We start from the raw sequence: 12817 nt of genomic DNA, 5'->3' as shown, positions 1-12817 counted from the left end.
GAATTATTGAAAGTGAAAACCTCATTGAATCATTTTGTAATAAAACAAAAACTATTGTTAAAAGCCAATGTTTTAATGTTCAATGAACTTCAAATTTTGAAAGGTGCTAAGATGAGTCATTAAGTCCTTTATGTGATGAATGATTTTGTGCAAGAAATTATGAATATGACCGCCAGAAATGAGCAAATCATTATCCTCATGCTGAATCAAAGTAAAATTTCTGACGATTTTGAATGCCTTATGGCCTGGATTCAGACTTTAGAAAGGGCTATTCCCATTGCTTGGAAGGTGGTTAAAACCAAGGAGTCAGGGGTTTGAGGTGAAAAATCGCTCATGAAAGAGGTGATGGCAATAATTCTTGCTGACACCAAGATCATACTTGCCGTCGATAGATTTTATGACACATTATCTCTGGTCAAGATATGCTAACTTTATGATTGAGTATCGCATCAGACTAAAATCTACGCCGATATTACAAGACATAAGAAGGCTGTGAAATCAAGACTGGACATGCAGAAAATAGTCAAGCTCAGTACTCTGAACGTAAAGTTTTTAGGCGCGGACGTTGAAACTCATATAGAAATTTTACACGAATATGGTCACAAGGAGTCTTGGATTATCGAATGCCATCAATAATGAGATGAGGAATTGATCGTACGTTTTCGAATTTTAAATTTTAAGGTTTGTGCATTATAAAAACGCATGGCGCGCGGATAAAATTGAGAGACTTATTCTAGTCCTTAATTTGGGCAGTATCTACTGGAATTTAGCTTAAATTCAAAAAAACGACTTTTTCTAAAAAAACTAAAATCTCCGATGTTCTTCTTTAAGGGGTGCCTAAGACTTATAATTCCATGCACCCCTGAATGAAATACCTAAACTGTTGAGCTAAAACGTATGTCGTGGGGGGTAAGCTATGCGCGTGAGTTTTATTGATTATCGAAGGTGCTATTTTGGAAATTTTCCGAATATTTTTTTCATTTCCATAAAACGAGTTAATAATTGATTGATGTCTTGAACCGTAGTTCCACTTCCCTTAGCTATGCGTTTTTTTCGAGAAGCATCTAATATTCTAGGATCTTTGCGCTCTTTTGGGGTCATAGAAGATAAAATAGCTTTTTCTTTTTTAAACGACACGTCTTTACCTTGCAAAGATTCTAAAATACCTCCCATACCAGGAATAAGCTTTAATATTGACGATAATCCTCCCATTTTTTGCATCGCATTCATCTGAATTACCAGATCATCCAGTGTAAATATTCCTTTTTGGAGACGAGCTAACTGCTGTGCATGATTTTCTTGAGAAAGAAGTTGCGTGGTTTTTTGAACAAGCTCCGTAATATCTCCTTGATCTAGTATACGACTAATGACGCGTTTTGCGTCCCACTGCATAAAGTCTTGAGGTTTTTCTCCCGTGCCTAAAGCTTTAATCGGAAGGTTCAGCAAAGATTTTAAAGATAAAATAATTCCTGATTTGTGATTTGCATCTAATTTTGACAACGCAACCCCATTAAGAGACAATTGAGAAAAAGATTTAGCAACATCTGTGATGCTTTGTCCCATCAAACTATCGCATACGAGTAAATTTTCTTTTGCCTGAATTAATGCTTGTAAACCTATCAGCTCTTGCATTAGCTCTTGATCAACGTGTAAACGTCCAGCTGTATCAAAAATAATATAATCATAAGAAGATTTTTTTATCAATGCTCGTCTTGCGGTCGCATACACATCTTCTCCCTTTAAACTGGGAAGAACATCTACCCCGATACTGTTTGCAATTACAGAAAGTTGTGTTTGAGCTGCAGGACGATAAGGGTCTAACGAAACTAAAAGCGTAGAAAATTTTTGATTTTTGAACATGTAAGCTAATTTTCCACACAAAGTGGTTTTTCCACTTCCTTGTAGCCCCATAATAAGAATTGAAGAATTTTGAGTCCATTGTACTGGGTCATTATGCACCAAAGATAACATTTCATCGTACACAATTTTACTTATCAAATGATCAGGACGTAAAGACTTCATAACATTTTGACCCAACGCTTGATCTTGTATTTTTTGCAAAAATGTCTTTATTACCGAAAGAGATACATCGGCTTCTAACATCGCAATTCTAATTTCTCGCAGCGTTTTATCGATATCCTTTTGAGTAACAACAGATCCACCTCCAATCCGTTGTACCGCACTACGCACCGCAACACCCAATCGTCCAAACATGATAAAATTCATTTCAATAATAAGATTGTTTTCAAGTTTACTTCATCTTGTTTTAGAAATCAAACGACGAAAAAGCTATAGGGGATGAGAGCGTAGGTTGAGAGCAAACTTGACGCAGTTGGATTAATAGACTCCTTTATGAACACAAAAATTTTTACAGCTTTAGCCAATAATTTTCCCCTAAATCAAAGATAAAGTTGCTTTAAAGTCACTCACTGGATAACGCATCCATACTTTTGATTCTTTTTATGAAAATTTTTGGCTTTATTTGTCCTAAAAATAAGGTGAAAAAAGATCAAAACGTAGCTCTCTCATAAAAATCGTATTATTAAAAATTTAATATTTACAAAATGCACATGAATATCCTTAAATTTTAAAAATATTATAAAAAATATTGTCAATGAGAGTACTTGATTTTTCGTAAAAAAATTATGATGATCAAAGGAAGGTGTGATAAAAAATAAACCATCGATGATTTTGAAAAAAAAAATAAATTTGATTTCAAATACAGAATGCTTTGAAATAAGAAAAGTTCAGTCAAGTAAAAGATGCAAGCGATTTTTGGGGGCATTTTTTTGTTTTTTCATATGTAATGGAGTGTATGGTGAAGATTCTCAAGATAAAAAGGGAGAAGCTAGTAAAAATATTAGCATTAAAAAAACAGGTATCGTTTCTTTAAGTGGAATCGTAGAAATTTTACCCGCATATCGTGTATGGAGAAAAGATATGGAAGGGTGGAAAACGTCAATTTCTAATAAACTTATTCGTGAAAAAACTGATTTGGAAAAAGAATGGAGAAAATTGGAAGGACTTAAAGGATCTCTTGAAGAGAAAACCTATAATGAAAAAAAAAAGACATTAGAAGGGCGTCTCACAAAGCTTGAGCAATCTCACACAGACATGCAACAAAAATTTTACGTTGCAGAACAATCCGTAATTAAGTTTTTAGATCAGGAAATGCAAAGAATTTTGGATGATTTATGCTCCAAATATGGTATTTCTTTAGTTCTTAATGCTGCCATTGTGCTTCATGTTGATAGATCAGAGATTAATATAAGTATTGTAGACCTTACATCGGAAGTTGCGCGTTTGATGGAAAAACGTATCAGTACATTAAAAGAGTATGTCCCAGGGGCTAAGTGACCATGTTAGAGGTAAAAAATAAGAAAATATCTTTTGTTTTTGATGTTTCGTTTATTTGTAGGTATACCGAAATCTTGAACGTGTCTTCAGAAAAAAAATTTTTTGGGATTGCGTCATTTAAAAATGCAACTTCTGATGAAGTGACTTCTTTGGATCGATTAGATCTTTTGAACGATGGTGCCCAGTGTCATGCGGGAGCATGTTTTGTTCGATCAGAACACAAGAATTTTTTACCTTCTCACACAATTCCTTTGATTTGTCAAAAACCTTGGGAAAATTGCGTAAGACTTATGAAGGCTTTAGACGCTCATGTTGTTTTAAAAAAATCTTCAGGAATCCATGATTCTGCATGGGTGCACCCCAGTGCGCAAATCCCTAAATCTTGTTATATTGGACCGTTTACAGTCATAGAGGAAGATGTTGTATTGGGGGAAGAATGTGTATTAGGAGCACACGTAGTGGTGGGAAAAGGAGTCGTTATAGGCAGAGAGTGTCGTATTGATGCCCATGTAACTTTATTTCATGCAGAGCTAGGGCATCGAGTACATATCCATTCTGGTGCGCGCATTGGTCAATCAGGTTTTGGATTTTTGATGACAGATTCAGGGCCTGTGGATATTCCTCATTGGGGAAAAGTACGCATAGGTTCTGATGTTGTGTTAGGAGCAAATACCACCATTGATCGCGGAACCTTAGATGATACAGTAATTGGCGACAGAGTGCGTATAGACAATACTGTTCAAATTGCACACAATGTTCAGCTAGGAAATGATGTCGTGTTAGCAGCACAAACAGGCATTTCTGGAAGTTGTGTTATTGAGGATAAATGTATGTTAGGAGGGCAAGTAGGGTTAGCTCCAGGAGTTCGTTTAGGTTCTGGTACGGTTGTAGCAGCCAAAAGTGGTGTAATGCGCTCCACACTTTCTGGTACAAAAATAGCAGGAATTCCTGCTATTCCTCTTCAACAATGGAAAAGACAAATTATTTATTTACAAAAATTGTTTTCAAATAATAAAGGATAATATTATGGATTTTGTAACTTCTCCCGCATCTTTAGCTGAGACAGCAAAAGAATTTACGATACAAGAGATCATGAGATATATTCCGCATCGCTACCCTATGCTTATGATCGATCGCGTAGTAGACGTTATTCCAGGGGAGCGCGCAGTGGGTATAAAAAATGTTACAATAAATGAGCATTTTTTTATGGGACATTTTCCAGAACGTCCCGTAATGCCCGGAGTCTTGATCGTAGAGGCTATGGCGCAAACAGCAGCGGTTTTAGTAATGCATTCTTTAAATCTGACCTTTAATGATCACATAGTGTATTTCATGTCGTTAAATCAAACAAAATTTAGAAATCCAGTAGGTCCTGGAGATACTTTGAAACTTTGTGTACAAAAAGAGCAAGCAAGAGGATACGTATGGACATTTCATGGGCAAGCTAAAATAGGAGAAAAACTAGTAGCGGAGGCTGTATATACTGCAAAAATTTCTTCTACGCTTTCTTATAGTTAAAGTTTTGAGTTGTTTCTAGGAATAACTTTATAAAAAAGGAGGGGATCAATGTATACAATTTTGGTTGTAGATGACGACAAAGAAATCTGCAAAACGCTAAAGGGTATTTTAGGCGATGAAGGATTTAAGACTCATATCGCCCAAACGCCAGATGAAGCAGTAAAAAAAATAAAAACAGAAAGTATTCAATTGATTTTATTGGATGTTTGGTTTGGAAAAGATTCTTGGGATGGCGTCAATTTGTTAGAACGAATCAAGCAAATTTCTCCTTTAATCCCTATTATTATGATCAGTGGTCATGGAACGTTGGAACTTGCAGTAAAAGCCATTAAACGAGGAGCGTACGATTTTTTGGAAAAACCTTTTGATTTAGATCGGTTGCTTTTAAGCGTTCGTCATGGATTAGAACACGCGCAACTTCATATCCATAAAGTAACGACCACAACTGAAAAAAATCCCTGGCCTTTTTCTTTGGCGCAACCCTTGGTGAGATTAGCATCTACGGATGCCCGCGTACTAATTTTGGGAGAAAATGGTACGGGAAAAACTCCAATCGTTAAAGAAATGGTTCGATTATCTTCCAGAAGAGAGCAGCCTCTTTTAATTTTAGAGGCACAAGAGTTAAACGCTTCGACAGAGCCAGAGTTATTGGGTATAGAGCATAATCAAATTGTAGAGCGTGTTGGAATATTTGAGCGTGCACAAGGAGGAACAATAATTTTAAAAAACGCGGATGCTTTGAATGATCGGTTACAAAAAATGCTATCGGAACTTTGGGACTTAAACGGGATTTATCGAGTTAACGGAAAAATTTTGGTTCCATTAAATGTGCGTTTTTTGGCTACTGCTCAAGAAAAATTTTTATCACAGTCTTTCGGTTTTTCTAAGGAATTTTTTGATCGGATTACGCTTAATTATTTTATTCTTAAAGCGCTTCGTCATCACAAAGAAGATATTCGATTATGGATAGAGCACTTGATGACTCTTTTTTCTCTACATTACCAAAAACCTATTAAACCGCTAGATCCCATGATTTTGCGTGCGTTGCAGTTATATGAGTGGCCTGGAAACATTACGCAACTTTCAAATGTGATAGAAAATGCGGTAATTGTTACAACTGGTGATAGTTTAATCGTAGAAAATTTTGCACTTCCTTTTATGATCCCTTTTAATAATTCTATGCATCAAGATTTGTTTTCGCTTTCATTAACGGATGCTAGATGTATGTTTGAACATTTTTATATTTCATACCGACTTTCGGAAGAAAATGGAAATGTCTCTGTTGTTGCAAAAAAGATTGGTATGGAGCGTTCAGCACTGCATCGCAAAATCAAACACCTTAATGAGCGTCGTTTGGAAATCAATCAAAAAAGTGAAGAAGGTGCTTCTATTTTCTAACTTAAAAAACGTATATTTCTAAATTTAAATTGTGTTGAGATTTCGTGTATTGAAAAATTAAACAATTTTATTTTTGATCTATTGTGTTGATTATTAGACCTTTTTGGAAGCTGTTTTCATCTCAATTTCATGTTGTAAATAGAGAAAATCACATTAAATTTGCTGCGCAAATATATTATTGATTTTTTCTGAGTTTTCTTGGTTTAACATGCTTTTTTCGAGACTCTTTTTTATTTTCCCCTATTTTCATGTTCACGATATTGGCAATACTGTTGCACTTGACACCAAAATATCTGTGTTTATTGATGTGGCCATCGGATATAATTTTGAATATTTTGATGCCTCAAAACATGTTCTCGACGACAATCTAAATGCGGAACAGTATTGTATTGTGTGCTTTTTCGTGTTCAAGGGAGTATCTTTACTAGCTTAGCTATGACTTAAGTACCCAAATTCAAAAAAAACAAAGTAAGTCAAATAAAATTTTGAGGGATGGGGGGCTTTTTTTTGATTTTTTTTTTGGTATAATCTCTATACAGATGCCCGCTTGGCGTAACGGTAGCCGCAGCAGACTTAAAATCTGCCGATCTTTTGGTCGTGCCAGTTCGAATCTGGCAGCGGGCACTCTAAAGGATATACGTAAACTATGAATCGAGTTTTATTAGATTTAGAAAATCAAAAAGTTTTTGGTGATCCGATGATTCGTATTTGTGATGTGTCTAAGTATTATGGCGATGTTCCTGTTATTCAAGATTTAGATTTAGAAATTTATTCAAGAGAGTTTTTTTCGATTTTGGGTGGTTCTGGGTGTGGAAAAACAACGTTGCTTAGGTTATTAGCTGGACTTGAAAAACCTTCGAAAGGAAAAATTTACGTCAATGATATTGACGTTGCGCTAACGCCGTTGTATCAGCTTCCCATCAATATGATGTTTCAATCCTACGCTCTTTTTCCTCATATGACGGTTATGAACAATATTGCATTTGGATTGCGTACACAAAAGTGGTCTTCTGGCGCAATTCAAGCTCGAGTGGAAGAAATGTTGGATTTAGTTCATATGCGTGAATTTATTCATCGTAAGCCGTCACAGCTTTCTGGTGGACAAAGGCAAAGAGTAGCTTTGGCGCGAGCTTTGGCTAGCTCACCAAAAGTGTTACTTTTAGATGAACCCATGGCGGCTTTAGATAAAAAATTACGAGAACGAACTCAGTTTGAGCTTGTGAATATTCAAGAGCAGTTAGGAATTACGTTCGTAGTTGTGACTCATGATCAGGAAGAAGCAATGACGATGTCTTCTCGCATCGGAATTATGGAGGCAGGACGCATTAAGCAAGTTGGAACGCCTGGAGAAATTTACGAATACCCCAATTCACTTTCAGTAGCAAAATTCATAGGATCTATAAATGTTTTTAGAGGACAAGTTACCAGAACTTCGGAAGATTATGTGTATGTATATTGTCCTGCATTAGATCAAGAAATAGAAGTTTCTTACTCTTCCAGTGCTCCAGTAGGTGCAGATGTTCACGTAACTGTGCGTCCAGAAAAAATTATTCTTTCCGTCCAAAGGCTTGAACATAGTTCTAACTTGACTCAAGGTATTGTCACTGATGTTGCCTACTTAGGAGACGTATCGATTTATTACGTAACGCTTTCTTCAGGGCATGTTGTGTTGGCTACTCAACCAAATTTAATGCGCCTTGCAGAACGCCCTATTACCTGGGATAGTCAAGTGTTTTTATATTGGCGCCCAGAAAGTAGTGTTCTTTTGACAATTTAAATCAGGGCCTCCCCTCAATTAAGCCAAACCACAAAATTGAAGCCAAGTGAACGGCGCCTAAAAAATTTGAAGACGTTTTATTATAGCGTATGGCAATGGAGCGATACTGCCTTGAGTTTAGCAAAAAAGTTCTCGATCAAGTGATGGGAAAAGATATTTATTAAATTTGAGGGCTCCAAACGGTTCTTTTTAGGTGGAATCACGGCCTCACAATCCTTTTTTTTAAGTTTTCTTCCGCCCCTTTCATCGGAAAGTACTGCATTAGCCTTCACAAGGTAATCCATCAATGCATCGGCCCCCTCAAATCATGGTCCTAACTTTGTGTAAGGTGAAAAGTAACCGGATTTCCATAGGAATCACACGGTGCATGAATTTTGGTACCCCCAGAAGGAGCATCCGATGCCTTGATTGTTTCATTTTTCTAGAGCCTGAGATGTGTTGATGAGGCAGCATAATCGTTGCATAAATCATCGCGCACTCGTGATTAGCGTCCTTCGACAGAGATTTCAAAGACCTTTTTCCATACACTTTTTGGGCTCCAACAGGTTAATCGGGTGTGGATGGTAAAATCACAAAACCTCTTTAGGCATATCACGTCAAGGAATTCTCGCACGCTAACGGTATAAAAACAGCCTCAACAAACAAGCTATCCTTGGATGTCAGCCCCCCTGGTTTTTCAGGTAAACTATCTTTTATCCGATTCCACTGATCATCTCGCAACGCATAACGTCTTATTTAACACACATTTTCTTTGAATTCTTATTAAATTCTCAAAAATATCGAAAAAAGTCAACTTAATTGAGGAAGGGACCTAAATATTAATTTTTTTTATAGATATCAGATATTTAAATATTTTTTGCCTAAAAGTTCAAAAAGTTTATATACAGCAAAAAAATTATCTACGGGCAAAAAATTATCTTCTTCCTTAATATGATTTTGAATTCTTATATAATCTTTTGTACTAATAAACTTGTTGAAATCAGGTTTTAAATAGTTAAAAAAGAGCTCCTTTTCTTCAGCAGAAAGTAGAAGAAATTGCTTTACTATATTTTCTCTCATTTGATTGTATGTTGAGTCGTACAATATATCCCTTTGAGGAAAAGCATTATGCGCAGCGTAAATATACCGACGTACAGGGCCTTCTAAAAAATTTTTAAAAGATGTACTAAAGAGGGGAGCGTCATCTTTGGCTTTTTGGACGTTGTCTGTAGGCGGAGGTGCAAAAGAATTGTTTAACCACATAAAAGAAATGAAAAAAAGTTTATAAAAAAGTTTATTCATGATTTTTATAAAATGTTTATAAATCTTGCATAAAATATTATATTGAAGAAAAGTAAAAAAAAAATAAATTATTGAATTATCGTTTTGTACATTTTTCTCTTGTGAAAAACATGAAAAATTTAATGGTATTGTGTGCAAAAAAAACACAGCCTAGCTTTATAAAGTTTACCGAAGCTGCTGATTTCGTATAGTGAATTAAGTTTAAGTTTACGAAAAAGTATGTTTTTCTAGAAAAAATTTTAAAATTATATAGCCGGGAACCTTTAACTTCGATGCAGTGCGTATCGTGTTTACTTATTCACACACCTCAACTTAATTTTTTATAAACATGCGTATTGTATGCATGCGAAAATGCAAGATTTATCGGTAGTTCTTTTTCTTTGTCATACAAAAATGATAATATTTTCCTTAAATTTTGTTCACAGAACCTAAAATTTAAGATTTTTTTACAAAAAGCTCTTTCATAAAAGAAATAATATTGAGATAATGTTTTTTAGTTTCAAAGCAGAACATAAAATTTTAAGGAAGTTTCAAAAAATGTCCGATAAAACAATGCCCATAGGAATACCAGACACTAGAACCTCTATCACGATTTGCGGTGCCTGTCAGCACAATTTAAAAAATATTTCCTTAACGATTCCTAAAGATCGTCTTGTGGTGATCACAGGTCCTAGTGGATCTGGTAAATCGTCTTTAGCGTTTGACACATTGTATGCAGAAGGACAGAGAAAATACGTAGAAAGTTTGTCTGTGTATGCAAGGCAATTTTTGGATATGATGCCAAAACCAGAAGTGGATAGTATTAGTGGACTTTGTCCTGCTATCTCTATTGAGCAAAAATCTATTTCTCATAACCCAAGATCAACGGTGGGGACGGTCACAGAAATTTATGACTATTTTCGTTTGTTGTTTGCAAGGGTCGGGAAAGTATATTCTCCAGAAACGGGTTTATGTATTGAACCACAATCTGCCGGTCAAATGGTTCAACGAATCATGGCTTTGCCTGAGAGTGAAAAATACGTCTTATTAGCTCCTGTCGTACGCGGAGAAAAAGGGGAGTTTAAATCAATTTTTTCTGGATTAAAGAAACAAGGGTATGGAAAGGTAAAGATTGATGATACGTTTTACGATATTGAGGAGCTTCCTAAATTAAAAAAAAATACTATGCATGATGTTTCTATTGTGATACATCGTTTTCGTATTCCAAATAAAGAAGATCTGGAGTTTAAAGATACTTTAATGCAAAGTGTTGAACAAGCATTACGACTTGGGGATCAATATATTATAGTAGAGCCTTTGGAAAAAAAAACTGCTCCTACATTGCATTTATCTGGAAAAATGAGCTGCCCAGTATCTGGATTTAGTTTGCCAGAAATAGAGCCCAGGTTGTTTTCATTCAACAGTCCTTATGGTGCATGTCGTGTGTGCGATGGGCTTGGTGTACTTAATATTTTTTGCTATGAAAATTCTATAGAAGATCAAAATGATCCAGATGTTTGTTATCAATGTCACGGAGATCGATTAGGAAAAGCGGCATTATGCGTAAAAATTCAAGGTGCTCACATTGCTCAAGTAGGAAAATGGCCTTTAGACCAATTATTTTCTTGGGTTCAGCATCTAGAATTCACGATAGAAAAAGATAAGCGTGTGATAAGCACTCCTATTTTACGAGAAATCAAAAGTCGCTTACAATTTTTGATGGATGTCGGGTTAAGTTATCTTACCTTATCTCGAGCTTCAAGCACATTGTCTGGAGGCGAAACTCAGCGTATTCGTTTAGCCTCTCAAATCGGATCAGGCCTTACGGGAGTTTTGTATGTTCTAGATGAACCTTCTATAGGATTGCATCAACGCGATAATGATCGTTTAATTCGAACATTGCATCGTTTAAGAGATTTGGGAAATAGTGTCATTGTCGTAGAACATGACGAAGATACCATTCGTCAATCCGATCATGTCATAGATATGGGCCCCGGAGCTGGGTATCTAGGTGGGTACTTAATTGCGCAAGGCACCCCTTCAGAAATAGAAGCTCATCCTGATAGTTTGACAGGAGCATATTTAAGAGGAGAGAAAAAAATTCCAATTCCTGAAATTTTACGTTCTGGTCACGTTGACAAGGAATTGAAAATTGTTGACGCGGTTGTGAATAATTTAAAAAATATTACTGTATCGTTTCCTTTGGGAAAAATGATAGGTGTTACGGGGGTGTCAGGCAGCGGAAAATCATCGTTAGTGATGGATACCTTATGTAAGGGGATTCGATATTTAAATCAAAAGCGTGAATTAAAAGGTATGTGTCGCGAAATTTTAGGTACTCAATTTATTGATAAAATGATTGAAATGGATCAGTCTCCTATAGGACGAACCCCTAGGTCTAATGTAGCGACATATACCGGACTTTTTACATTAATTCGAGATTGGTTTGCTGTGTTACCAGACTCCAAAACACGTGGATACACCGCTGGAAGATTTTCATTTAATGTTCCAGGAGGACGCTGTGAGCATTGCAAAGGTGATGGAGTACTGTGTATTGAAATGCATTTTTTACCTAACGTATATACGACCTGTCCTCAGTGTGCGGGGCAACGATACAATCAGCAAACATTAGAAGTGCGATATAAGGACAAAAATATTGGAGATGTTTTAAAGATGTCTGTGACGGAAGCGTTAATTTTTTTTGAAGAAATTGCGTCTATCCATAAACGTTTATTGGTTATTGATGGAGTTGGTTTAGGATATGTGCAAATTGGGCAAGGAGCTCCAACGCTTTCTGGAGGAGAAGCTCAGCGTGTTAAGCTAGCAAAAGAGTTGACAAAACGAAGCACAGGAAAAACGCTATATATTTTAGATGAACCTACGACAGGTCTGCATTTTAACGATGTTTGTCAGCTTCTGGAACTGTTACATCGTTTGGCAGATCAAGGAAACACCTTAATTATTATTGAACATAACCTAGATGTTTTGAAGACGCTAGATTGGATCATTGATGTAGGTCCTGAGGGAGGAAAAGAGGGGGGACAAATCGTGGCAGAAGGACCTCCGGAAGCGATTGGTCAATGTCCAAATAGCTATACGGGCGCTTATCTTGCTCCGTATTTTAAAAAAAATTGATTATCGAATATTTAAACTTTTATTTGTAATGATTAAAATTTTTCAGTTTAAATTTTTTTTATAATTTTTATTATTTTTTTAAGAAATTAGGATAGACTCCATTCGGTGATAGAAATTGTAGGAAAGAAAAGAGATTCATCGTAAATCTGATTTACTCAAGAAGAAGAGTAAAATAATTTCGAGAATTTTCACCTAAAGACAGATAGCAGTGTTTTTTGATAGTGATTAAAGATTTCTGGCGTCGTAAACGCACACCAAAGCTTGATTGATCCGTATACCATAAATTCTCTTCTTGGAAAGGACTTTAGCACGTCTCGTCTTGCGTCCTAGGTGATGTCTTGTATTACTATTATCTTTCTTTATGCATACAGT

General features: G+C 35.9%; 10 protein-coding genes, 1 tRNA gene and 2 pseudogenes. 10 read left to right on the top strand and 3 right to left on the bottom strand.

The genetic code is table 11. The features are described from left to right. The 3 genes and pseudogenes from P618_RS09040 to P618_RS07635 form a co-directional block, all read left to right on the top strand. Nucleotides 1-123 (top strand): annotated as a pseudogene (locus P618_RS09040) (IS701 family transposase); the annotation flags it as partial. 12 nt (nt 124-135) lie between these two features. After that, on the top strand, nt 136-318 hold the full coding sequence (locus P618_RS00885; protein ID WP_021827438.1) for a hypothetical protein: 183 nt from the start codon (nt 136-138) through the stop codon (nt 316-318). Between the two features lie 174 nt (nt 319-492). Further along, nucleotides 493-636, top strand: coding sequence for a hypothetical protein (locus P618_RS07635; RefSeq protein WP_156918936.1), 144 nt, complete (start codon nt 493-495; stop codon nt 634-636). Between the two features lie 312 nt (nt 637-948). On the opposite strand, the gene P618_RS00880 is transcribed toward P618_RS07635, so the two are convergent. Next, the gene (locus P618_RS00880) at nt 949-2214 is read right to left on the bottom strand and encodes a signal recognition particle protein (RefSeq protein WP_021827436.1); all 1266 of its coding nucleotides are present in this window, start codon (nt 2212-2214) and stop codon (nt 949-951) included. A 450-nt stretch (nt 2215-2664) separates the two neighbouring features. Here P618_RS00880 and P618_RS00875 point away from each other — a divergent pair, with 450 nt between their 5' ends. The 6 genes from P618_RS00875 (at nt 2665) to P618_RS00845 (ending at nt 8050) form a co-directional block, all read left to right on the top strand. Continuing rightward, entirely contained in the window at nt 2665-3357 is a 693-nt protein-coding gene (locus P618_RS00875) for an OmpH family outer membrane protein (protein WP_024161002.1), read from the top strand. 2 nt (nt 3358-3359) lie between these two features. Continuing rightward, nucleotides 3360-4379, top strand: coding sequence for a UDP-3-O-(3-hydroxymyristoyl)glucosamine N-acyltransferase (gene lpxD / locus P618_RS00870; RefSeq protein ID WP_021827434.1), 1020 nt, complete (start codon nt 3360-3362; stop codon nt 4377-4379). 4 nt (nt 4380-4383) lie between these two features. Then, nucleotides 4384-4875, top strand: a complete 492-nt coding sequence (gene fabZ / locus P618_RS00865) for a 3-hydroxyacyl-ACP dehydratase FabZ (protein WP_021827433.1) — start codon at nt 4384-4386, stop codon at nt 4873-4875. 48 nt (nt 4876-4923) lie between these two features. Further along, nucleotides 4924-6273 (top strand): sigma-54-dependent transcriptional regulator, encoded by a 1350-nt coding sequence (locus tag P618_RS00860; RefSeq protein ID WP_021827432.1) that lies wholly within the window; start codon nt 4924-4926, stop codon nt 6271-6273. A 541-nt stretch (nt 6274-6814) separates the two neighbouring features. Then, nucleotides 6815-6897: transfer RNA gene (locus tag P618_RS00850), tRNA-Leu, on the top strand. A 22-nt stretch (nt 6898-6919) separates the two neighbouring features. Continuing rightward, nucleotides 6920-8050, top strand: a complete 1131-nt coding sequence (locus tag P618_RS00845; protein WP_021827429.1) for an ABC transporter ATP-binding protein — start codon at nt 6920-6922, stop codon at nt 8048-8050. Between the two features lies 1 nt (nt 8051). Here the strand turns inward: P618_RS00845 and P618_RS06390 are convergent. After that, a pseudogene (locus P618_RS06390) lies at nt 8052-8785 on the bottom strand (IS5 family transposase). 102 nt (nt 8786-8887) lie between these two features. Beyond that, nucleotides 8888-9331, bottom strand: coding sequence for a hypothetical protein (locus tag P618_RS00840; RefSeq protein ID WP_021827428.1), 444 nt, complete (start codon nt 9329-9331; stop codon nt 8888-8890). A 537-nt stretch (nt 9332-9868) separates the two neighbouring features. Here P618_RS00840 and uvrA point away from each other — a divergent pair. Beyond that, nucleotides 9869-12445, top strand: coding sequence for an excinuclease ABC subunit UvrA (uvrA, locus tag P618_RS00835; RefSeq protein WP_084024542.1), 2577 nt, complete (start codon nt 9869-9871; stop codon nt 12443-12445). Nucleotides 12446-12817: the final 372 nt, after the last annotated feature.

Origin of the sequence: Holospora obtusa F1 (assembly GCF_000469665.2) — a bacterium.
Lineage (GTDB): Bacteria > Pseudomonadota > Alphaproteobacteria > Holosporales > Holosporaceae > Holospora > Holospora obtusa.
Note: the sequence above shows the minus strand (reverse complement) of the source record. Positions and strands in the feature narration are given on the sequence as shown.

What these genes read in the sequence shown, in the direction of transcription:
- P618_RS00885 (WP_021827438.1), top strand. Translation starts at nt 136, where the DNA reads ATGAATGATTTTGTGCAAGAAATTATGAATATGACCGCCAGAAATGAG.
- P618_RS00880 (WP_021827436.1), bottom strand. Translation starts at nt 2,214, where the DNA reads ATGTTTGGACGATTGGGTGTTGCGGTGCGTAGTGCGGTACAACGGATT.
- lpxD (WP_021827434.1), top strand. Translation starts at nt 3,360, where the DNA reads ATGTTAGAGGTAAAAAATAAGAAAATATCTTTTGTTTTTGATGTTTCG.
- fabZ (WP_021827433.1), top strand. Translation starts at nt 4,384, where the DNA reads ATGGATTTTGTAACTTCTCCCGCATCTTTAGCTGAGACAGCAAAAGAA.
- P618_RS00860 (WP_021827432.1), top strand. Translation starts at nt 4,924, where the DNA reads ATGTATACAATTTTGGTTGTAGATGACGACAAAGAAATCTGCAAAACG.
- P618_RS00845 (WP_021827429.1), top strand. Translation starts at nt 6,920, where the DNA reads ATGAATCGAGTTTTATTAGATTTAGAAAATCAAAAAGTTTTTGGTGAT.
- P618_RS00840 (WP_021827428.1), bottom strand. Translation starts at nt 9,331, where the DNA reads ATGAATAAACTTTTTTATAAACTTTTTTTCATTTCTTTTATGTGGTTA.
- uvrA (WP_084024542.1), top strand. Translation starts at nt 9,869, where the DNA reads ATGTCCGATAAAACAATGCCCATAGGAATACCAGACACTAGAACCTCT.